Raw genomic sequence first — 20,989 nt, 5'->3', positions numbered from 1 at the left:
GGGGGGTGACTCCCCTCCCGGGGGTGCCTCCCCTACCGAAGTGGCATAGCGCTTCCCTGCGCGCGCGAGTCTGAGGGTTCAGGTCAGACGCCACGCCACCCCGCGCGGAAGCGCCTGGGCCCGCGCGACTCCGCGAACCGATCACCTTCTGTAAAAGGTCGCACAGTCCCACTAGAGTGCGAGTGTGACGACACACAGTCCTACGAGCGCCGAAGCGCTCCGAGGATCACCGGAGCGGATATCGAACTTCATGGAAGCGTTGCAAGGCGCTTACGTTCGATCGGTTGCCGCCGCTAGCGGGGCCGGTATCTCAGTGCCGGAGATTGATGAAGGCATTGATTACGTGCTCACTCACCGCGCGGACTCGCATCTGTTCGACACCGCTCGGCTCGAAATGCAACTCAAGTCGACGACCCGTGAATCAAATGCGAATAGCAACACAATAAGTGTCCAACTCACGAAGAAGCGCTACGACTACCTCCGTACGCCGGATCCCACTGTCCCGAAGATTCTCGTCATGATGACGGTGCCTGCAAAGCAGGCTGACTGGATTCATGCCGACCACGACCGACTCCACGTTCGACACGCTTCGTTCTGGCTCAATCTTGAAGGTTTTCCCGCATCGACGGCGAAGAACCCGACGGTCAGCGTTCCCATTCATCAAATCTTCGACGACATCGCTCTATGCGCGATGATGTCCCGGATTGGACAAGGAGGCAAGCCATGAGCACACTCGGCACGCAAGACGACGTCGAGCTTGCCACCACCCTTCTCCGACACTTCGAGTGGACTCCTTCTTCCGGCGTTCCCGGCAAGTTCGAGGTGTGGACTCGACCGGACCGGTCGGACGAGGTCCTCGTTCCCCTCGATCCTCAGCGAGGTGACTTCGATCAGCTGGTCGCGCGTGCCCTCGCTTCCGTGCGCCGCCTTTATGGGAGCGAAGCGGAGAAGCTACAGGGGCTTTTAAAGGCCGTGCACTCTGCAGTGCTCGATTCGACTCACTGGAAGAAGGAATCTACAAGCGCCGCGGGTCTGATCCGTTGGGAAGAAGGCGAAACGCTCTACGCCGCGGCGAAGGCCCAGCTTGCGGCGGCGGCGAAATCGACGCGGGAGAAGCGAATGCAGCACGGCACCGCAGGGGGGTATATCGCGAAGAAGTTTCTAGACAAAACCTTGATGGGTCAGACCCAGGTCGGCAGCTTTGTCATAACCGCCCATACCCCGTCGACGGAAAGATTCCATCTCACGAAGCGTTCGGAAAACCGCCAGGCCATGGACTGGCGGGACGCAGAACTGGTATCCGGGCGCGAGATTCTAAACACTCTGGAGAACTCCCTACAAGCCGTGCGGTCTGCGCTTGACGAGTACAAATCGAAACCGAACTTGGATGGGTTCCTCCCGCTTGTCGAGGACGGTGTCTCTGCTGAACTAGTCCGCGGTCTCGCCGCCCTTACTGCGGGCGCGGATTCGGCAATCACCATGGAGCGAGCATCGCCAGGTGAAACGGTGGTGCGGCGAGTCGAAGTGACTTTCGACCCGGTAGAATCGGAAGTGCTATCTGATGTCGCTGCGCGGCTCACGGAAGCGCCCCCGGCTCGGGCAGTGCGCATCACCGGCGAAGTGAGTGGGCTCGACAACTCCACAGCATCACCGGTGCATTTGGTCCGCCTCGACGTTGGGTCTGGTGCCGAAATCAAGCATGCGCGTGTTCGGCTTACGCCTGAGCAATACGACCTTGCGGTACAAGCGCATGCTGAAGGTCGATGGGTCTCTGCCAACGGCACGTTGGAGCGCGACGGCCGCGACTACTGGCTCTACAACGCGTCCGAGGTACGACTCGTCGATGCAGAAGGTTCTTCGGCAATGAGCAGGGTGCAGATGTTCGACCTAGACGAAGACCAAGACCAAGACCGCTGATCGTGGAGGCTGTCTTCGCGCCCACGCTCACTAGGTCGAGGCTTCAAATTCTCTCCTCCGCGCGGTGACCTCTTCACGTACGTGCAAGGCGCGAGAGCGGCATCCCGACGAATCGCCAGCCCTATGGACGCGTCTAGGTGCCGAACTCGTGGCGTTCACGGCTTGTAATGGCCAGCAGGCCCGGTCGACGGTCAGCTCCTGGATCGGGCGCCTCGCGAGCTAGAGATAGTCAGGCGCTCGGTAGTCAGTGGCTTCCGTCAGTACCTCGTCATGGGACGACGACACTCTGACCGCTTTCAGTCTCCGGTGACGGGGACCCCCTTCAGGCTCCCCCGGAGGCGTACGGGGGCCCGGTCGTCGGCGCTGGGCTCCTGCCCGTCCGCGCGTACGTCCAGCCACCGGACGGGCTCTTCCGTGTGGACGGCGTCGCGCTCTCGCGGACCCCGACGCGGTGCTCAGGCACCGGGACCGCGTCGACGGGTTCGCGCTCGGCGTCAGGGTCCGGCGCGATGCCGTGAAGCGTTGAAAGGCCCGTAGCCGGGAGATCGTCGACATCGACCTGCATGGAAGCACGCCTCCGTACGCCAACCCTCCGTCCGATCAGGGGCTCCTGCGCACTACGCCTGTGCGTCTTCGTCGATTGCGGACGCATCGGCCACCTGATCGTCGCGCTCCTGCTGAAGCATCAACTCCCGGGCCTCCCGTCCCACCTTCCGCGCCTTCAGTAGACGGCGCCTTGCGTAGTCAATGCTCTTGACGTCATCTCGGAGATACGCCGCAGCGAGGTCGCGCATGACTCCGACGATGCCATTCACTCGCTTGGGGATGTTCTCCGGCTCCCAGTCTTCGTGAACCATCAGGTAGCTCGTGAGGCGGATTCCCTCAACTCCTGCCTCGATCGCAAGCCGGACCGCCGGTTCGTGCACCAGAAGTGCCGCCTTTTCGATTGCTCGCAGCTGCTGCGCCCGTCGCGCTTGCCACGCGCCTACGCCTTCCAAAGTAGCAGGCGGTTTATTGGCGATTTCGCGGCCCTGCTCAAGGTATACGAGCGCTGCTTCCATGAGGTCTGCGACCGCTTGGCGTGACTGAACGCGGAGCTCCGCTTCGCGTGTCTCCAATTGTTCCTCGTACCGAGCGTGTCGATTCAGCTTTGCAGTCCTGGACACCGTCCACGCACCGGCGACGATCGCACCTGCCCCTGTCAAGGCCGCGATCACATTCCCCCACGAGTCGGCGTCGAGGCCGATCCACCCTTCTGACACAAGTCCACCCTAGCCAGAATGGGCTGCCCGGCCCCACCGTCGAGGACAGTCACGGTCGGTGCCCCGCGGTAAGCCGAAGGCCCTACTTCGAACTCTCGCCAACCGGCAACATGAAGGGCGACCTCGAAGGTATCAACTTCCACCTCCGCTCCGGGCGCTCCTGGTACCGGCCTGACGCATCACAACAAATCGACAGAGCACTTCGCGCGCTCCGAGTGCTCCTCCCGTCCGCGCGGGCTGCTTCCGTCGCGTCAGACTATGGCTATCGGCTCTTGAGCCGCTTGCTGCACGGCGGCCTCATGAATCGATCGTGAGAGCAGCGGCTTTCCCCCTCGGCCCCCGCCCGCACATCGGTCTCCTCTGCCTTCCGCAGCACCGCCGCTACTCAGAAGATCGACTGCAACGGCGCCGACCGCTTCCCACGACAAGTGATTACGTACAGTCCTGAGCCCGCAGCTCCGCGGTGGACACGGCGCATGCCGGCCTCCCCCAAGTAGTATCGCGGCATGGAACCCCTGACGCTGATCGTCTCCGTCGCCGCCCTCGCCGTCTCGCTCGTCGCTCTCAGCGCGGCCGTTCGCGGAGCTCGCCGACAGTAGCTGGCGACGAGCGGCCCACGCCGTGGGTCGACCGGCCCGAACACGAAAGCCCCTGACTCTTCCAAGTCAGGGGCTCACTCGTTCCTGAGCTAATCTCGCGCCATGGCTATCACGAACCGCCCTTACGACGACAACAAGATCGTCGAGTTGACCAAGTCATTGGACCCGAGCACAGAGCTCCTCGGCGAACCAGTGGTGTCGAGCGTGCAAGTCGGCTACGCAGACCGCGACCGCGTGAATAAGTGGATCGAATATGCCGAGGTCAGCTGGACCACTACCGTGCGCGTCCTGCCTGAGAAGGCGTCGGAGATTCTCGACCAGGCTTCGCTAAATAACTAGCCCCACCCGAAGAGCCCGGCCGTTCTCCACGGCCGGGCTCTTCTCACAGAGCGTCCGCCAGAGCGCACACCGCACTGTTCGGCGTGCCGAACCGATGCGCCGTGATGGACACCGCCTGCTCGCGGAGGAACGGCAGCATCTCGATCCGACCGGCCTCGGTGACCGGCTCGGCGTACACCGCGATGTCCGGTCGTCCGTTCGTCCCGACCGCCAGGGCAGCAGCGTCCCCGCCGACGAGGCGCACCCGGGTGGAGGGACCAGCGGCGATGCGGGCGGCGAAGGTGTCGTCGGACTCCCCCTGCCGGAGCGTGCCGACGATCGACAGTCCGCGGAGCGCCGAGGCGACCGACGCGGGCAGGTCGTCGGCGACCGAGACGTCGACCCCGGTACCGGCCCGCAGTGCCGCGGCCACGACCCGCACGAGGCCGTCGACATCGGCGTCGGAGCCCTCTGCAGGAGAAGCAAGGCGCACCTGCACCCCCGGGTACGGCAGGTAGCGGAAGACGTTCCGCTCGGCGGTCAGCGCCGAGACGTCCGCGGCGACACCGAACTCCGAGGTCCAGGCGGACTCGTCCGACGTGACCGCGCGGCCGAGGGACTCCGAGTCGACCCTGGTCGCGCGGACGAACGCCGACACGGGCGACGACGGCGTGGACCCGGTGGTGGCGACTGACGACGACCAGGAGCCGAGGCCAACGAGGTAGTTGACGCCGCCGGCCTTCGTGCCCGCGCCGACCGCCGACTTCTTCCACCCGCCGAACGGCTGGCGGCGGACGATGGCGCCGGTGATGCTCCGGTTGACGTAGAGGTTGCCCGCCTGGATGCGACGGAGCCACGTGCCGATCTCGCCCGGGTCGAGCGAGTGCAGGCCGGAGGTCAGGCCGTAGTCGACCTCGTTGACGATGTCGATCGCCTCGTCGAGGGTCTCGGCGGTCATGACCCCGAGGATCGGGCCGAAGTACTCGGTGCGGTGGTAGTCCGAGCCCCGCCGGACGCCCTGGCGGACACCCGGGCTCCAGAGCTTGCCAGAGTCATCGAGCTGCTTCGGCTCGACCGCCCACGACTCCCCCGCGCCGAGCGTCGTGAGACCGTCGAGCAGCTTGCCGGACGCGGGTTCGATGATCGGCCCCATCTGCGTCGTCGGGTCGCTCGGGTACCCGACGGTCAGCGACGACACCGCGTCGAGCAGCTGGTTGCGGAAGCGCTTGGACTTGGCGACCGACCCGACCATGACGACGAGCGACGCGGCCGAGCACTTCTGACCCGCGTGTCCGAAGGCCGAGGCGACGACGTCCTTGACGGCCAGGTCGAGGTCCGCCGAGGGCGTGACGATGACGGCGTTCTTCCCCGAGGTCTCGGCGAGCAGCGGCAGGTCCTGACGGAACGACCGGAACAGCTCGGCGGTCTCGTACGCACCCGTCAGGATCACCCGGTCGACGAGCGGCGACGCGATGAGGTCCTTCCCGAGCGAGGACTCTTCGACGTCGAGGAACGCCAGCACGTCGGCGGGGGCGCCGTGCGCGTCGAGGGCGGTCTCGATCACCGACGCCAGCACGGCACCGCTGCGGGCGGCCGGCGGTGCCGGCTTCAGGACGACCGCAGACCCGGCTGCCAGCGCAGCCAGCGTCGACCCGGCCGGGATCGCCACGGGGAAGTTCCACGGCGGGGTGACGAGCGTCAGCGCAGACGGGGTGAACGACGCGCCGTCGACGGAGTCGAGGGACGCCGCGAGTTCGCCGTAGAAGTGCGCGAAGTCGATCGCCTCGGACACCTCCGGGTCGGCCTGGTCGATGGTCTTGCCGGTCTCCGACGCCATCACCTCGATGAGGGCGGCGCGGTTCGCCTCCAGGGCGTCACCGACGGCGTGCAGGACGGCACCGCGGGCTGCGCCGGACCAGGTGCCCCAGGTGGTGCCGGCGGCACGGACGCGCCGCAGGGCGGACTCGAGGGTCGTGGCGGAGGTGATCCGGGCCTCCCGGACGGCCGAGACCCCGAGCGTCGACGAGGCGATGCGGGCGGTGATGCCGGCGCCCCACTCGCGGACCGATCCGACGGACGGGTCACTGTCGGGCGTGTTCTCGAAGTGGCCGGGCGCCGGGCGGTCGACGGCGGCGTACCGGTCGGCGACGCGGTGCGGTGCCGGGGCGTCGAGTCCGCCGGGCAGGGCGAGCGGTGCCAGCGAGTCGCGGAAGCGGGCTTCCTCGCGGGCGAAGAGCGTCGGGGAGGACGCGAGCGAGAACACCGCGGACATGAAGTTGTCCTGCGACGCGCCCTCTTCGAGCCGGCGGATCAGGTAGGCGATCGCGACGTCGAACTCCCCCGGGTGCACGACCGGCGTGTAGAGCAGGAGCGAGCCGACGGTCTTCTTCACCGCGGCGGCCTGCCCCTGGGCCATGCCGAGCAGCATCTCGAACTCGATGCCGTCGCGAACGCCACGCTCGCCGGCCAGGAGCCAGGCGTGCGCGACGTCGAACAGGTTGTGCCCGGCGACGCCGACCCGGACGTTCGCGATCCGCTCCGGCGTCAGCGCCCAGTCGAGGACGCGCTTGTAGTTCGTGTCCGAGTCCTGCTTGGTGTGCCAGGTGGCGAGCGGCCAGCCGTGCGCGGACGCCTCGACCTGCTCCATCGGCAGGTTCGCGCCCTTGACGAGCCGGACCTTGATGTCGGCACCGCCGCGTGCCCGGCGGGCGGCCGACCACTCCTGCAGGTGCTCCATCGCGGCGAGCGCGTCGGGCAGGTAGGCCTGCAGCACGATCCCCGCTTCGAGGTCGGCGAACTGCGGCTCGTCGAGGAGCTTCGTGAAGACCGCGATGGTGAGGTCGAGGTCCTTGTACTCCTCCATGTCGAGGTTGATGAACTTCTTCGGCGATGCCGCTGCGGCCCGCTCGAACAGCGGGCGGAGCTGCTCGACGATGTCGTCGACGGCGTGGTCGAACGCCCACGGCGAGTGCGGGTGGACCGTCGAGGAGACCTTGATCGAGACGTAGTCGACGTCGTCACGGCTGAGGAGCGCGTGGGTGCCGGCGAGACGCCTGGCGGCTTCGCGTTCGCCGAGCACGGCTTCGCCGAGCAGGTTCACGTTGAGGCGGACGCCGTCCTGCTTGATCCCCGCGATCGCGGGGCCGAGCTTCGCGTCGGTCGCGTCGACGATGAGGTGGCCGACCATGTTCCGCAGCACCCGTCGGGCGATCGGCACGACGACGGTCGGGAGGCTCGGTGCCAGTCCGCCACCGAGGCGCACCAGTCCGCGGAGCGCGGCGGGCAGGAACCCGGGTGCGTCCGGCGCGATGGCGCGGAGCTTGCGGGCCGCGACGGCGAGGTCCTCGGGGCGGACGACGCCGTCCACGAACCCGACGGCGAAGGCGAGGCCCTTCGGGTCGGCGAGGACGCCGGCGAGCTGCTTCGCGGAGCCGTCGACGGGGTACGTCTCGGCCTCGGTGAGCCACTGTCGGACGAGCGCGACGGACGCGTCGGCGAGGTCGTCGTGGACGGTCGGGGCGGCAGCGTCGGAGCGCGGCTGGACGTCGGTCATGGGGACAGTGTGACGGGCGCTCTTTCGGTAGCGGAAGCAACCGTTCCTGATGCATTCCGTTCAGCTCAGCTACGCTTTCGACATGCTCGACGTCCGCCGCCTGGTGCTCCTCCGTGAGCTGTCGATCCGGGGCACGGTCGCAGCCGTCGCCGAGGCGATGAACTTCACCCCGTCGGCGGTGTCGCAGCAGCTCGCCGTGCTCGAGCGCGAGGCCGGCGTCCAGCTGCTCCGCCGTGCCGGGAGACGCCTGCAACTCACGCCGCAGGCCGAGGTGCTGGTCGCGGCAGCGGGCGAGGTGCTCGACACCCTGGAGCGTGCGCAGGCCTCGGTCGAGTCGACGTTGACGAGCGTGCAGGGGCGCATCCGGGTCGCGGTGTTCCAGTCGGCCGCGCTCGCGCTGATGCCGTCCGCGCTCCGCACGATGGCGCTCGAGCACCCCGACGTCCGGGTCGAGATGGTGCAGCGCGAACCGGAGACGGCGCTCAACGAGACCTGGGCCCGGGACTTCGACATGGTGATCGCCGAGCAGTACCCGGCGCACGCGGCACCGCGGTTCCCCGGCCTCGACCGGCGCGACCTGACGACGGACCCGGTGCGGTTGGCGCTGCCGCCGGTGGCGACGGCGCTCTGGCCGGTGGCCTCGCTCGAGGAGGCCGCGACGCTGCCGTGGGTGATGGAACCACGTGGTGCAGCCTCCCGGCACTTCGCCGAACAGACCTGCCGACGTGCCGGCTTCGAGCCCGACGTCCGGTACGAGACCGCCGACCTGCAGGCGCAGATCCGGCTCATCGAGTCCGGCAACGCGGTGGCCCTGATGCCGGACCTGGTCTGGGCCGGCCGGTCGACGAGCTGCCGACTGCTCGAGCTGCCGGAACCGGGACGCCGGACGCTCTTCACGGCGCAGCGCATCGCGAGCGCCGAGTCCCCGGCGGTGTCGGCGTTCCGGACAGCGCTCGAACGGGCGGCCGGCGCTCCCCGATCCTGAGCGCACCATGTCGGGAAATCCCCGATCATGACGGGTTTCCGAGCACTTTTTCCGTGACGGTTTCGTGACCATCCCGGACGGTTCCGCGACACTTCTGCGCCGTACGCTCTGGCCACGGGCCAGCCACTGGGCGGCCCGCTCGCACGTCATCCCAGGGGGGAACCCAATGCACAAGACCTGCCTGCCGCCGATCCACCGGATCGCGGCCATCGGCTCCGCCGTCGCCATCGTCGCGGCGTCCTCAGCGTTCGGCATCGGCGTCAGCGTCAGCAGCGCCTCCGCTGACGAGTCGGTGCCGGACACGAGTGTCGCGACGTCCACGGGCGCCGACGCGTCCGCCGGGGTCGGCGCGACCACCGGGGTCGGCGCGCCAGCGACCGGTCCGACCGATCCGGCGGTCGGCTCGACCCCGGGTGCCGACGCTGGGCCGGGAGAGACCAGCCGCGATCACGGTGTACCCGCTCCGGCAGCCACGCCCGCACCGACAACGACACCGGCTGCACCGGCTGCACCGGCTGCACCGACCGTCCCTCGCGCACCAGCGACGACCACGACCGTCACGCCGGTGGCCGTCACGCCGGTGGCCGTGACGCCGACCGCAGCCGCCGCCCCGTCCGCGACCGCGGCCGGCACCGTCGCGATCACCGGGACGGCCACGACCTGGCACACGCTCCGCGCCGTGACCGACGGCTGGCCTGCCGGCACGACCTTCACCTACCAGTGGACCCTGTCGGGGCCGGTCGTCGGGACGCGCGTCATCGCCGGCGCCACGAGCGACACCTACGTGCTCGGCCACCCGGACGCGACGAGCGACCTGACCGTCGCGGTCACCGGCACCGCACCGGGCGAGGACCCGACGACCGTCACCAGCGCCCCGGTCCACGCGGACCCCAACGACGAGACGACGTTCACCGGCGCAGGTGTCCGCGAGCTCACGGCTCATGCCGGCGAGACGATCTCGGTGCCGATCCAGGCACTGACCGGCGGCCAGGGAAGCCTCCGGTACGGCGTGAGCTCGTCGGCCGACGGTCCGATCGACGCCGCAGCCCTCCCCGCGGGACTGACACTGTCCAGCGACGGCGTGCTCTCCGGGTCCACCACGACGGCCCAGGTCATCGACTTCTGGGTCCTGGCCCGGACCTCTGAGGAACCCGCGGGAGCGCCCGGGCAGCACGTGCAGCTGACGGTGGGCCTGGCGGCGGACACGCAACTACGAGCCTTCGTGACGGACTACGACCCGCCGCACTCCCGCTCCTGGACGGTGTCGGCCGACGGGACGACGGAGTACCTCGACGCGCTCTCGGACGACCAGGCGCCGACGTCCACGCCCATCACGTCGACGGTGGGCTCGACCATCACCGTGAACACCGGCCTGGTCGACCGCTACGGCAACCGCCAGCCGATCCCGGTCATCGACGACGACTGGGCTTCCTCGGTCGCCGGTGACACGCTCGGCAAGTACGACCCGGGCACGGCGGTCACGTTCTCCTCGCCCGGCGTCCGGACGCTCACGGGGACCGCCCCCGACGGCCGGACGATCAGCTTCACGGTCCGCGTGGCGGCGACGGCAACGACTGCCACCCCGATGACCCCCGCGGCCGCCGGTGGCACCGCGTCCGGAACGGGCAGCCCCAGCAGTGGCTCGGCGCCGTCCGGCCACCTCGCCTTCACGGGTGCCGACGAGACCGGGCCGATCGCCTGGGCCCTCGGTCTGCTGGCGGCCGGAGCGGCGCTCCTCGTGGCACGGGTGCGTCGACGTCGAGCCTGAACGAGCAGCTGGAGGGGCGTGTCCGAGCCGGGCACGCCCCTCCAGTGCGCCCCGGGGCACCCGTCGGAACACCGGAGCCAGCCCCATCCGACCGAGCGGCGCGATCCTGAGGGAACCATGTCGGGAAATCCCCGATCATGACGGGTTTCTCGGCACGTTTTCCGTGACGGTTTCGTGACCGTGTCGACCGGTTCCGCGGCCTCTGCGGACCCTACGATCTGGCTACGGGCACGCCATCGGGCAGCCCGGCCACACGTCATCCCAGGGGGGAACCCAATGCACAAGACCTGCCTGCCGCCGATCCACCGGATCGCGGCCATCGGCTCCGCCGTCGCCATCGTCGCGGCGTCCTCAGCGTTCGGCATCGGGGCGGTCAGCGCCTCGGCCGACGAGCTCGCACCGAACGCTGCCGTCGGGACGTCCACCAGCGTCGACGCACCGGCCGACGGCCCGACCGCCGACTCGGCTGCGGACACGGCAAGCGCTGCTGCGGGCACCCCGGCCGCAACCACCCCGCCGGCCCCGACGGCCACGCCCGCAGCGCCGACGCTCCCGGAGGCTGCCGTCCCGGCCACCGCCGCCCCCGCTGCGGCAACGCCCACGCCGAGCGCGGACGCCCCGACGGCGACCCCCGCCGGCACGGTCGCGATCGTCGGCACGACCCGCGCCTGGCAGACCATCTCCGCGGACACGGCCGGCTGGCCGGCGGGCACGACCTTCACGTACCGGTGGGACTTCCACCACCCGGTCCTCGCGAACCGCGACCAGGGCACCCAGCGGACCTACGTCGTGGACCCGGAGCAGGCCGACGGCATCTTCACGGTCACCGTCACCGGCACGGCTCCCGGCATGACGCCGACGTCGGTCACCAGTGCACCGAGCAGCACGGTCGTCGTCGAGGACTCCGACCGGCAGTTCATCTACGGCCAGCGCGTCGTCCCGGTGACCAGCGGTGAGCCCTTCTCCGTCGACCTCGCTCCCGCTGACAACCCTGACCTCTCCTTCTTCGTGAACGGCTCGATCAGCGGCACCGCGGACCCGAGCGTGCTGCCCGCGGGCGTGACCCTCTCGGAGGACGGGGTGCTCTCCGGGACCCTCGAATCCTCGACGCCGCTCCGCGACCAGATCTGGGTCCACGTCACGACGCCGTACCACCCGGGCGGTGGGCTGTCGGAGCGGATCCTGCTGTCCGTCGCCCCGGCGGAGGACGACGGCGGGCTGTCCTTCACCGGCGGCACGACCGAGGACCACGCCGTCCAGCTCCTCGCGCAGGCCGGCACGGCGTTCTCGCACACGTTCCAGGCTTCCGGAGGGCCCGTGGACGAGCCGGTGCGCTACTCGATCGTGCGGCCGGACGGGCAGCCGTTCCCGGCCTCGGACATCGGCGCCTCGTTCCCGGCGGGCATCACGCTGGACCCGACCACCGGGGTGCTCAGCGGCACGGACACCCAGGCGGCCCACTACTCGTTCGCCGTCGTCGCGACCTCCGGCGGACAGACCGCCACGCAGTACGTCGACCTCCGCACGGCCCCCGCTCCGGCGGTCGGTGCCCTCGTGACGGTGACCCGCCCCGGGGATCTGCGGGAGCAGCGCACCTGGACGATCCAGCCCGACGGCTCGGTGGAGACCACCTGGTTCCCGAACGGACCGCAGCACGACATCGCGCAGCAGGCCGGCGGTCGCCCCACCGCGGCACAGGGCTCGACGCTGCGGATCGCGGCGGCGCCCGTCGACGCCTTCGGCAACATCACCGTTCCCCTGGACGGCGACTGGGACGGGCGCACGCCCATCGGTGTGACGAGCGACGTCGCGTCCGACGTGGTCGAGCGGACCGGGTGGAACGCAGAGATCACGTTCCCGCACGCGTCGACGCACACGTTGACCGTGACGACCCAGGGCGTCTCGACCGCGTTCCCCGTCACGGTCGTCCCGTCCGCCGGCGCAGCGGGCACCGGCACCACCGGCAGCCTCGCCTTCACCGGCGCCGACACGACGGGCCCGATCGCCTGGGGCCTCGGCCTGCTCGCGTCGGGTGTGGCGCTGCTCACCCTGCGCGCACGGCGTCGTCGGGCCTGAGCCACGAACGACGAGGGGCGTGTCCGATCTGGACGCGCCCCTCGTCCGCGTGCGCCGAGTGCCGTATGCGCCGAGCTCGGTGTGCGCCGAGCTCCGTGTGCGCCGAGCGTCTTGCGGGAAACCGCACACTCCCCCCAACTCGGGTCACATTCGGGCATCCGGAACCGATCGGTTCACCCTTTACCAATACGATCCGACCACGTCGGGGATTCTCGGCTGATTCATACGTTCCGGCCTCTGACCGGACATGGACCCTGGGGGAACCCGTGCACCGCAGCACCGCCTTCGTCCGACGCGCTTGCGCCGTCGGCACCGCAACTGCTCTGATCGGCCTGACGACCGGTCTCGGCGTCATGACCGCGACCACCGCGTACGCCGCCGAGGCTCCGGCCGACACCGCCGCGACCGCGCCGGCCGTCTCGGGTGGCGACTCGACCGCGCCGACTGCTCCGGGCCTCCCGGCCGACGCGGGGACCGCCGCCGGCGCGCCCACCGGCACCGCGCCGACCGCTCCGCCGGTCGCGGACCCGACGAGCCCCGCACCCACGGCGACCCCGACCCCGACCGCCGGCGATGCACCCACCGGCACCACGCCGACGGCTGCCGCGCCCACCGCTGCGGCTCCGGTCGCACCCACGGCAGTCTCGACCGCCACGGTCAAGCTCTCCGGTACCGCCAAGGTCGGCTCGACGCTCGTCGCGACGACCTCCGGCTTCACCAAGCCCACCTCGTTCTCGTACCTCTGGTCCGTCGGCGGCGTCGCCACGGACATCGACGACGGCAGCTACGTCGTCCAGCCGGGCGACGTCACGAAGGTCGTGACCGTCACGGTCACGAACACGCTGCGTGACGACTCCGTCGAGGTGGCGTCCGCGAAGTCGGCCGCCGTCACCCAGGACCCGGTGTTCGTCGACGCCGCCGGCAAGCCGGTCACCGCCGGTCTCGACCCGGACGGGGAGCGTTTCGCGCTCGACACCACCGCCGGCGAGGCGTTCTCGTACACGTTCCGGGCCACGGGATCCCCGGCACCGACCTTCGCGCTCGCCTGGGCCTACCCGGACGAGGCCGAGGACGACGGCGAGGACCCCGAGGGCACGCCGGACGACCAGCTGCCCGACGGCGTCACGTTCGACGCAGCGACCGGCGTCCTGTCCGGTACGACCGAAGACGCGCTGTACAGCGAGTTCGCCGTCACCGCGACCAGCGGCGGTACGACCGTCACGCAGTACGTCGAGCTGAACGTCGACGCAGCGGCTGCGGCCGGCGTGCAGGTCTTCTCGGCCGACCGCGCCTCGTTCCTCCAGTACATCAAGAGCGGCATCGACGACGACGGGCCCACGGACGGCACGCTGACGAGCTGGATCATCGATGCACGTGGCCACGTCACGACCGAGATCGAGAAGTACCACTTCTCGTCCGACAGCTGGGAGAGCGAGACGACCGACATCGACGGCGGCCGTCCGACCGTCAAGCAGGGCGGCACGCTCCTCGTCAACGGCGACCTGGTCGACCGGTTCGGCAACACGGTGACCGACGAGGACGGCAACTCGCCGGAGCTCGCCGTCACCTCGGACATCGCCTCCGACGTCGTCCGCGAGGACCCCGACCTCGGTGACTACGGCAACTTCCTGAACGTGACCTTCCCGCACGCCTCGGTCCACAACCTGACGGCGGCCGCCGGCGACTTCGCGACGAGCTTCGCCGTCGAGGTCGTCCCCACCGCGACCGCCCCGGTCTCGACTCCCCCGGTGGTCACGCCCCCGGTGGCAGCCGCGCCGATCGGCACCGTCCCGGCCCGCACCGCCGCGCACGCGCACGCGCATGGCCGCCTGGCCTACACCGGCTCCGACGCGACCGACTCCCTGCCCTGGGCGCTCGCCATGCTCGCCGCCGGTGCGGCACTGGTGGGCCTGCGCACCGTCCGCCGACGCGCGCAGCGCTGATCCGGACGGGAGGCTCCTCCCGCGGCCCCGTCGATCCATCCACGGATCGACGGGGCCGTTCCGTCATACACAGGTCGGTGACGCTCCCGCCCCGGACCGGGCGGCGCGGCTAGCGTTGGGGCCATGCCGAGCCTGCTGCACATCGATTCGTCCGCCGACCTGTCCCACTCCCGCTCCCGCGCCCTGACCGCTGCCTTCGCGGATGCATGGCGAGCCCGCGGCCCGGAGTACACGGTCGTCCGCCGTGACCTGCACGTGGATCCGCTGCCGCACCTCGAGACGTCGGCGCTGCACTGGGCGGCGGCGGACCGGACCGCAGACGAGTCCGTGTCCGACGCAGCCGAGCAGCTGCGCCAGGACGTCATCGACGAGCTGCTGGCCGCCGACGTCGTCGTGATCGGGTCGCCGCTGTACAACTACACGGTGCCGTCGAGCCTCAAGGCATGGCTCGACCGCGTGCACATCCCGGGCGTGCTCGTCCCCGGCCCGGACGGCACGCCGCAGCCCCTCGCCGGCCGTCCTGTCGTGACCGTCGTCAGTCGCGGTGGCACCTACGACGCGGGGACGCCGACGGAGCACTGGGACCATGCTTCGCCGGTGCTCGACATCATCCTCGGCACGGCGCTCGGCATGAAGGTGCACCCGGTCGTGGTCAGTGCGACCCTCGCCGACCGGCTACCCGGACTCGCACCGTTGGCCGACCACGCCGCTGCCGAGTTCGCGGATGCAACGGTGGTCATGGAACGCCTGGCGACGACGCTCGGCTGACTCCCGAGCAGCCGACGGGTGCTCAGACTCGCCGGATCTCCCCGGAGCGTCCGAGCAGGTCGGCGTGGAACACCGTCTGGCTCAGGGCGCTCGCGAGCAGGTAGCCGGACATGGACTCGATGCCGCCGCTGAACGGCACGCGTGACGCCACCTCGAACACCGTCGGGCGGTCCAGGGTGTCCAGCGCGTCGGCGACGTGGCGGGTCCGCTCGTCGCGGTGCGCGGCCAGCACCCGAGCTCGGGCGACCACGTCGTGGAACCGGTACTCGTGGCCCGGGCAGACCTCGAGCCCGGCGTACGGCTCGAGGGCGGCCAAGGAGTCCAGCGAGTCCCGCAGCGGGTTCGAGTCGGTCCGCCCACCCAGGCCGATGCCGGAGTTGATCCGCGGCAGGACGTGGTCGCCCGTGAACAGCAGGCCGTCCCGCTCGTCGACGAAGCAGACGTGGCCACCGGTGTGGCCCGGGGTCCACAGCACACGGAGGTCCCGGCCCGGGATCGGCAGTCGGTCGCCGTCCTCGAGCAGCAGGTCGGCGAACGGCGCCTCGACGGTCCCCTGCCCGAGTTGCCGACCGGAGCCCCACACCGCCAGGACACCGTCCAGCCGGTCGTCGGGGACACCCCAGGTCCGGGCGTCCCGCTCGTTCTGCTCGGCATCGGCACGGGCGTGCTCGAGGGCGCGGACCTCGGCCGCGTGCATCGCGATCGGGGCTCCTGAACGGCGACGGAGCGCAGCGGCCGCCCCGAGGTGGTCGGCGTGCAGGTGGGTGACCGCGATCAGGGTGACGTCCTCCACCCCGCGTCCGATCGTTCGGAGGCCCTCGGTCAGGACATCGAGTTCGCCGCCGTCGCTCCAGCCGGGGTCGATCACCGCGAGCGCCCCGTCGTCCCCGGCGACGACGTAGACCAGCGTGGCGTCGGGCACACCACCGCGGAACGGGACCGCGAGCGTCCAGATGCCGGGGCGGACCTCCTCGACGGGTGGCATCTCACGTGCGGCGAGCGCCGCGGCCTGCACGGGGCTGACGGGCGACGGGTTCGACACGCGACCAGCGTAGTGAGCACGGGCCGAGTGGGCGGGGCGGCCGCGCACCGTGCCTCCAGGCCGTCGTCGGCGACGAGCGCGTAGACAAGCGGAATGGAGACCATCGCGCCCATGCTCGCCAAGGCCGTCGCCGCCGTCCCGGACCCGGACAGCGTCACCGGCGGCCTGCGGTACGAGCCGAAGTGGGACGGCTTCCGCGGCATCGTGACGATCGACGGCGACGACGTCGAGATCGGCAGTCGCGGGGCGAAGCCGCTCACCCGCTACTTCCCCGAACTGGTCGAGGCGTTCCGCGAGCAGTTCGGCGGCCGCCCGGGCCCGGTCGTCCTGGACGGCGAGGTGATCGTGCGTTCCGGGGAGCCCGGGCACGAGAAGCTCGACTGGGAAGCGCTGTCCCAACGGATCCACCCGGCGGTTTCACGCATCGCGAAGCTCTCGGTCGAGACGCCGGCGCAGTTCGTGGCGTTCGACCTGCTGCACGTGGACGGGGAGGACCTGACCTCCCGCCCGTTCGACGACCGGCGGGCGGCCCTCGAGTCCCTCGGCGCCGACCTGACCGATCCCCTCTTCGTGACCCGGACCACGCTCGACGTCGAGACGGCCCGTCGGTGGCTCACGTCGTTCGAGGGCGCCGGCCTGGACGGGGTCGTCGCGAAGCCGCGGCAGCGTCCGTACGAGCCGAACAAGCGCAGCATGCTCAAGGTCAAGCACCACCGCGAGGCCGACGTCGTCGCGGTCGGCTACCGGGTGCACAAGAGCGGGACGGGCGTCGGCTCGCTGCTGCTCGGGCTGTACGACGAGGACGGTGAACTGCGGATGGTCGGCGGCGCCTCGGCGTTCTCCGACAAGCGTCGGCGAGAACTGGTGGACGAACTCGAACCGCTCGTCGAGCGGGACGCGGACGGGAGGCCCGTCACCGGTGACGGCGAACGGTCACGGTTCTCGTCGGGTCGCGACACGTCGTTCGTCCGGCTCGTGCCGGAACGGGTGCTCGAGGTCCGGTACGACCAGATGGAGGGTGACCGCTTCCGGCACACGGTGCAGTTCGCCCGGTGGCGGCCCGATCGGCAGGCTCGCTCGTGCGGGTTCGACCAGCTCGAGGTGCCGGCGGCGTACGACCTCGACGACGTCCTGAGCTGACACTCCCCGCCCCCCGCAAGCGGGGGCGGAGTTGTCCATTTGGCGCTCGCTCGTCATCAGTAGTTAGCCGAACTAGTGATTGTGTGGAAGCATTCGAGACATCAGGGAAACGGTGGTTCTCCACCCCCTCGAGATCATGGATCGGAGTGGACATGAGCAACGAGATCCTCGTTCGCCGAGCACAGCGCAACCCTCTCAGCGAGGTCCGCGAAGCACGTCACCAGCGTGCCCTGCAGACCAGCGCGATCATCAGCGGGATCGCGGGCGTCACCGCCGCCGCGCTCGCCTTCGTCACGATCGGCCTGGGCGCATGATCGTCCTCGACGGCGTCACGCAGGGCAACCGCCGGACCTGGTCCCGCCTGAGCCGCCTGCACACGGCGACGGTCGGATTGCCGCTGCAGACCTCCCGCGTCGATGACGACGAACTGCGCCGCGAGGACTCCTCCTCGCTCATCTGAGCGGGGTCCCCCGGACGAGCGGGTGCGCTCAGGCCTTCTTGGCCCGCGACGGCTGCACGCGCGGCGGCTCGCCCGGCATCTTCGGGAAGTCGGGCGGGAACGGCAGTTCGCCGAGCCCGTCCTCCAGGTCACGCCGCCACCACTCGAGCAGTGGGTCGATGCTCCGGGGCTCGGCCGACATCGACTCCCACGGGTCCCCGGTCGTGTCGAGCCTCGTGGGCACGGTCAGGATCGTGAACGCCGCGGGGTCGGCGTCATCGAGTTCGTCCCAGGCCAGCGGCGTCGACACCGCCGCGTTCGGCAGCGCCCGCGGGCTGTAGGCGCCGGCCATCGTCCGGTCGCGGTTCGCCTGGTTGAAGTCGACGAAGATCCGCGAGCCGCGCTCCTCCTTCCACCAGGCGGTCGTGACCTGCTCGGGCATCCGCCGTTCGAGTTCGCGGGCGGCGGCGATCACCGCGTGTCGGACGTCCAGGAACTCGTACGCGGGTTCGATCGGGGCGAAGACGTGCAGTCCACGGTTGCCGCTGGTCTTCACCCATGCCTCCAGTCCGACCTCGGCCAGGACCTTCCGCAGCTCGTGGGCGGCGGGGACGGCGTCGTGGAAGTCGGTGCCCGGCTGCGGGTCCAGGTCGATGCGGAGCTGGTCCGGGTGGTCGCTGTCCTCCGCTCGGGAGGCCCAGGGGTGGAACACGACGGTGTTCATCTGCGCTGCCCACACCGCGACGGCCGGTTCGTCGATCACGAGCTGCGGGTGGCTCCGAGCGCTCGGGTAGGTGACCGGCACCGCCCGCACGTACTCGGGAGCGCCCTTCGGCGGGTTCTTCGAGAAGAACTGCTCGCCGTCGACGCCGTCCGGGAACCGCTGCAGTGAGATCGGTCGGTCGCCGTTGGCACGGACGAAGCCGTCCCCCACGGCCACCAGGTACCGGGCCAGATCGAGCTTGGTGATGCCGAGGTCCGGCCACAGCACGCGGGACGGACTGGAGATCCGGACCTCCCGCTCGCCGTCGGGTCCGGGCACGGTGAGCGTCGTCGCCGGTGTCGCCATGCAGCGGAACCTACTCCGACGACGGCAGCACGGGACGGACCGGGACCGGACCCGGCAGGATGGAGCGGTGACCGCGTACCTCGGGGTGGACCTGGCCTGGGGCCTCGGCACCGAACGACGTGCTCCGAACGAGACCGGTCTGGCCGCGCTCGACGGGGACGGCCGGGTGACGGACGCCGGTTGGGCCCGAGGCGTCGACGACGTCACCGCCTGGATCGCCGGACGGCTCGGCCCCCGGACCCTGATCGCGGTCGACGCGTCGCTCGTCGTCACGAACCCGACGGGCATCCGTGCGTCCGAACGCCAGGTCGGGCAGCGGTACGGCCGGTGGAAGGTCGCCGCGAACCCGACCAACCTGGCCTCGGCCGCGAGCGCCGGGGCGCGGCTGCTCGACCGGCTGACTGCCCTGGGCGTGACGTACGTCAGCGACACCGCTGCCATGCACGCCCGGACCGCCCCGGCGGTGTTCGAGTGCTACCCGTACACGACGCTGGTCGGGGTGGAGGAGTTCGGCTACGACGACGAACGGCCCCGCTACAAGCGGCTCGCCACGTCCGTACCCCCGACCGTCGCACGGCAGCGCCGAGCGGAGGCGTTCGACGAACTCGTCCGACGCATGCGCACCACGGCGTTCGACCCGCCGCTCGACCTCGACGCGCACCCGCTCACCCGCGACCTCCGCGACCCGTCCGTGCTGCACGGGCCGACGCACAAGCACCGCGAGGACCTGCTCGACGGCGTCCTCTGCGCCTGGACGGCGTCCTTCTGGGAGCGACATGGTGACGAACGGGTGCAGGTGCTGGGTGGCGATCCGGGCCTCCCGTCCGACCCGCTCGACGCGCAGGGCCGGTTGCCGGCCCTCGTCGCCCCCGCGCGCCGGTCGCAGCGTCCCGCTCGCTAGGCTGGGCCGGTGAGCACCACGACCGAACCGTTGCGCATCGGGCTGGTCTCGTTGCACACCTCCCCCGGCGACGAACCCGGGTCCGGTGAGGTCGGCGGCATGAACGTCGTGGTCCGGCACCAGGCCGAAGCCCTGGCAGACCGCGGTCACCAGGTCGACATCATCACCCGCCGCTCGGCGCCGACGCAGCCGGACTCCGTCGCCCTCGTGCCCGGCGTGTGCCTGCGGTTCCTGTCGGCCGGTCCCGCCGAGCCGGTCCCCAAGGGCGAGCACGACGCCTTCATCGAACCGTTCCGCCGGGGCCTGGCCGCGCTCGGGCCGTTCGACGTCCTGCACTCGCACCACTGGTTCTCCGGCGCCGCGGCCCTGCCCGTCGCCCGCGACCGCGACGTCCCGCACGTCCAGTCGTTCCACTCGATCGCCGCTGACAGCGCGACACCGCTCTCCGAGGGTGAGCGCCCGGAGTCCGCTGGTCGGATGGCCGGCGAAGAACGCCTCGCGCGCGAGTCCGACGCCGTGGTCGTCGTCAGCGAAGCCGAGGCCCACACGGTCCGCGCCCGACTCGGCGGCGACCCCGCGCGAGTCTGGATCGTGCCGCCGGGGGTCGACGGATCGGTGTTCCGACCGGCCAGCGTCGGCGCACGCCGAGCGACCGCCCCCTACGTGGTCGCCGCGGCCCGCGTGCAGCCACTCAAGGGCCTCGACCTGGCGATCGAGGCCATCGCCGGGATCGACCAGGAGGCCCGCCCCACCCTCGTCATCGCCGGGGACGCCTCGAGCGAAGCGGGCGACCACGTGAGCGAACTGCGTCGGCTCGCCGAGTCGCGGGGCATCGCCGACCGCGTCACCTTCATCGGACCCCAGTCGCGTGCCGACCTGGCGTTCCTGTTCCGCGGAGCAGCGGCCGTGCTGGTGCCGTCGCACTCCGAGACGTACGGCCTGGTGGCGCTCGAGGGCTCGGCATCCGGGGTGCCCGTCGTGGCCGCCGCCGCCGGAGGCCTCCGCGAAGCCGTGGTCGACGGCGAGACCGGGGTGGTCCTCGAGTCCCGCGACCCCGCGGTCTGGGCGTCGCAGATCCAGCGCATCCTGACCGAGCCGGAGTACGCCGCTGCCCTGGCCTCGGCCGGGCGGGAGCACGCCGAACGTCTCAGCTGGGAGCGGTCGGCGGCCGGACTCGAGCAGGTCTACCTGCGGGTCCTCGGGCGCTGA

Annotated in this window: 17 protein-coding genes; 13 read left to right on the top strand and 4 right to left on the bottom strand. The window is 70.6% G+C overall.

The window, feature by feature from the left end; genetic code table 11:
• Positions 1–184: 184 nt before the first annotated feature.
• Together DEJ25_RS15310 and DEJ25_RS15305 are read left to right on the top strand one after the other, a co-directional pair.
• Positions 185–727 carry a DUF4365 domain-containing protein gene (locus tag DEJ25_RS15310; protein ID WP_146240709.1) on the top strand — a complete coding sequence of 181 codons (543 nt, stop codon included), beginning with the start codon at positions 185–187 and terminating at the stop codon, positions 725–727.
• Positions 724–1,917, top strand: coding sequence for a hypothetical protein (locus tag DEJ25_RS15305; RefSeq protein WP_111045224.1), 1,194 nt, complete (start codon positions 724–726; stop codon positions 1,915–1,917). Before DEJ25_RS15310 ends, DEJ25_RS15305 begins: the two co-directional genes overlap by 4 nt.
• Positions 1,918–2,534: 617 nt before the next feature.
• Here the strand turns inward: DEJ25_RS15305 and DEJ25_RS16475 are convergent.
• Positions 2,535–3,179, bottom strand: a complete 645-nt coding sequence (locus tag DEJ25_RS16475; protein WP_146240708.1) for a hypothetical protein — start codon at positions 3,177–3,179, stop codon at positions 2,535–2,537.
• A gap of 701 nt (positions 3,180–3,880) precedes the next feature.
• Here DEJ25_RS16475 and DEJ25_RS15295 point away from each other — a divergent pair.
• Positions 3,881–4,117 (top strand): hypothetical protein, encoded by a 237-nt coding sequence (locus DEJ25_RS15295; protein WP_071276217.1) that lies wholly within the window; start codon positions 3,881–3,883, stop codon positions 4,115–4,117.
• Positions 4,118–4,160: 43 nt separating this feature from the next.
• Here the strand turns inward: DEJ25_RS15295 and DEJ25_RS15290 are convergent, their stop codons facing one another.
• The gene (locus tag DEJ25_RS15290; RefSeq protein WP_111045222.1) at positions 4,161–7,649 is read right to left on the bottom strand and encodes a proline dehydrogenase family protein; all 3,489 of its coding nucleotides are present in this window, start codon (positions 7,647–7,649) and stop codon (positions 4,161–4,163) included.
• A gap of 82 nt (positions 7,650–7,731) precedes the next feature.
• Between DEJ25_RS15290 and DEJ25_RS15285 the strand changes: the two genes are divergently transcribed.
• The 5 genes from DEJ25_RS15285 to DEJ25_RS15260 all read left to right on the top strand — a co-directional run bounded on the left by DEJ25_RS15285 (position 7,732) and on the right by DEJ25_RS15260 (position 15,189).
• Positions 7,732–8,634: a LysR substrate-binding domain-containing protein gene (locus DEJ25_RS15285; RefSeq protein ID WP_110903049.1), complete on the top strand. Its 903-nt coding sequence runs from the start codon at positions 7,732–7,734 to the stop codon at positions 8,632–8,634.
• Positions 8,635–8,800: 166 nt separating this feature from the next.
• Positions 8,801–10,402, top strand: coding sequence for a hypothetical protein (locus tag DEJ25_RS15275; RefSeq protein WP_181427471.1), 1,602 nt, complete (start codon positions 8,801–8,803; stop codon positions 10,400–10,402).
• A 276-nt stretch (positions 10,403–10,678) separates the two neighbouring features.
• Positions 10,679–12,478, top strand: a complete 1,800-nt coding sequence (locus DEJ25_RS15270; RefSeq protein ID WP_111045219.1) for a putative Ig domain-containing protein — start codon at positions 10,679–10,681, stop codon at positions 12,476–12,478.
• Between the two features lie 266 nt (positions 12,479–12,744).
• Positions 12,745–14,421 carry a putative Ig domain-containing protein gene (locus tag DEJ25_RS15265; protein WP_111045218.1) on the top strand — a complete coding sequence of 559 codons (1,677 nt, stop codon included), beginning with the start codon at positions 12,745–12,747 and terminating at the stop codon, positions 14,419–14,421.
• 123 nt (positions 14,422–14,544) lie between these two features.
• Positions 14,545–15,189, top strand: coding sequence for an FMN-dependent NADH-azoreductase (locus tag DEJ25_RS15260; RefSeq protein ID WP_111045217.1), 645 nt, complete (start codon positions 14,545–14,547; stop codon positions 15,187–15,189).
• 22 nt (positions 15,190–15,211) lie between these two features.
• Here the strand turns inward: DEJ25_RS15260 and DEJ25_RS15255 are convergent, their stop codons facing one another.
• Positions 15,212–16,231: an MBL fold metallo-hydrolase gene (locus DEJ25_RS15255; RefSeq protein WP_110903044.1), complete on the bottom strand. Its 1,020-nt coding sequence runs from the start codon at positions 16,229–16,231 to the stop codon at positions 15,212–15,214.
• 93 nt (positions 16,232–16,324) lie between these two features.
• Here DEJ25_RS15255 and DEJ25_RS15250 point away from each other — a divergent pair, with 93 nt between their 5' ends.
• The 3 genes from DEJ25_RS15250 (at position 16,325) to DEJ25_RS16805 (ending at position 17,831) form a co-directional block, all read left to right on the top strand.
• Entirely contained in the window at positions 16,325–17,371 is a 1,047-nt protein-coding gene (locus DEJ25_RS15250) for an ATP-dependent DNA ligase (protein WP_111045216.1), read from the top strand.
• Between the two features lie 152 nt (positions 17,372–17,523).
• The gene (locus DEJ25_RS16810; RefSeq protein ID WP_166779260.1) at positions 17,524–17,685 is read left to right on the top strand and encodes a hypothetical protein; all 162 of its coding nucleotides are present in this window, start codon (positions 17,524–17,526) and stop codon (positions 17,683–17,685) included.
• Positions 17,682–17,831 carry a hypothetical protein gene (locus tag DEJ25_RS16805; RefSeq protein WP_181421512.1) on the top strand — a complete coding sequence of 50 codons (150 nt, stop codon included), beginning with the start codon at positions 17,682–17,684 and terminating at the stop codon, positions 17,829–17,831. The genes DEJ25_RS16810 and DEJ25_RS16805 overlap by 4 nt, the downstream gene beginning before the upstream one ends.
• Before the next feature lie 28 nt (positions 17,832–17,859).
• On the opposite strand, the gene ligD is transcribed toward DEJ25_RS16805, so the two are convergent.
• Entirely contained in the window at positions 17,860–18,879 is a 1,020-nt protein-coding gene (gene ligD, locus DEJ25_RS15245; RefSeq protein ID WP_110903042.1) for a non-homologous end-joining DNA ligase, read from the bottom strand.
• Positions 18,880–18,946: 67 nt separating this feature from the next.
• On the opposite strand from ligD, the gene DEJ25_RS15240 reads away from it, so the two are divergent.
• Together DEJ25_RS15240 and DEJ25_RS15235 are read left to right on the top strand one after the other, a co-directional pair.
• Complete coding sequence (locus DEJ25_RS15240; protein WP_181427470.1) at positions 18,947–19,780, top strand: DUF429 domain-containing protein; 834 nt, start codon at positions 18,947–18,949, stop codon at positions 19,778–19,780.
• A gap of 9 nt (positions 19,781–19,789) precedes the next feature.
• Positions 19,790–20,989, top strand: a complete 1,200-nt coding sequence (locus DEJ25_RS15235; RefSeq protein WP_111045215.1) for a glycosyltransferase — start codon at positions 19,790–19,792, stop codon at positions 20,987–20,989.

The organism is Curtobacterium sp. MCPF17_011, from assembly GCF_003234145.1.
Classification (GTDB): Bacteria; Actinomycetota; Actinomycetes; order Actinomycetales; family Microbacteriaceae; genus Curtobacterium.
The sequence above is the reverse complement of the archived record's forward strand: the minus strand, read 5'-3'. Positions and strand labels throughout refer to the sequence as shown.